Origin of the sequence: Microbacterium sp. F2E, assembly GCF_020905435.1 — a bacterium.
Lineage (GTDB): Bacteria > Actinomycetota > Actinomycetes > Actinomycetales > Microbacteriaceae > Microbacterium > Microbacterium lacticum.
In genome coordinates, this window is sequence record NZ_JAJJIB010000054.1 from 1 (window position 1) to 640 (window position 640).

The following is a 640-nucleotide window of genomic DNA, read 5'->3' on the forward strand; positions in this document are numbered from 1 at the left end:
GATCGTCGAACGCGCCTGCGACCGGGCGAGCCTGGCGAGGTTCGGGGCGCACCGGCTGCGGCACACCCTCGGCGAGCAGATGGTCGCCGCCGCGGTCCCGCTGGACGCGATCGGGCAAGTGCTGAGACACGAGACGGCGCTGACAACCGCGGGCTACGCGCGCGTCGATGTCACGGCGCTGCGCGACCTGGCGCAACCCTGGCCCGCCATGACGGGCGGCGGTCGGTCATGATCGCCTGGGAAGCGCACGTCGATGACTACTTGCGGCTGCGCCGCCAGCTCGGATTCACCCTGGTCTGGGACGAGCACCTCCTCGGACAGTTCACGACGCACCTGAACGCCGCCGGGGCCAGGCTCCTGACGACGACGGCGATGATCGACTGGGCCGGTCTGCCTCGCCCCGACGGCGGGGCCGGAGCATCACGCGCGGCAGTGAGGATGAGGGCGGTGCGCTCGTTCGCCGCCTACATGCACGCCCTCGACCCAGCCCACGAGGTCCCGCCCGCGGCGGTGTTCTCGCACCAGACGCGACGGGCCACGCCCTCCATCTACACGCCCGGCGAGATCACCGGTCTGCTGGAAGCGGCTGGCCGGCTGCGGCGATACGAGCGTTCGCGGATCTTCCCGGTCGTGTTCGGGC

1 protein-coding gene and 1 pseudogene are annotated in these 640 nt (G+C 71.9%); both read left to right on the forward strand.

The features are described from left to right. Positions 1-232, forward strand: a 232-nt coding sequence (locus LOK55_RS13950) for a tyrosine-type recombinase/integrase (RefSeq protein WP_229935852.1), incomplete at its 5' end; no start/stop codon positions are given. Continuing rightward, positions 229-640, forward strand: a pseudogene (locus LOK55_RS13955) (hypothetical protein); the annotation flags it as partial. The gene LOK55_RS13950 and the pseudogene LOK55_RS13955, both read left to right, overlap by 4 nt.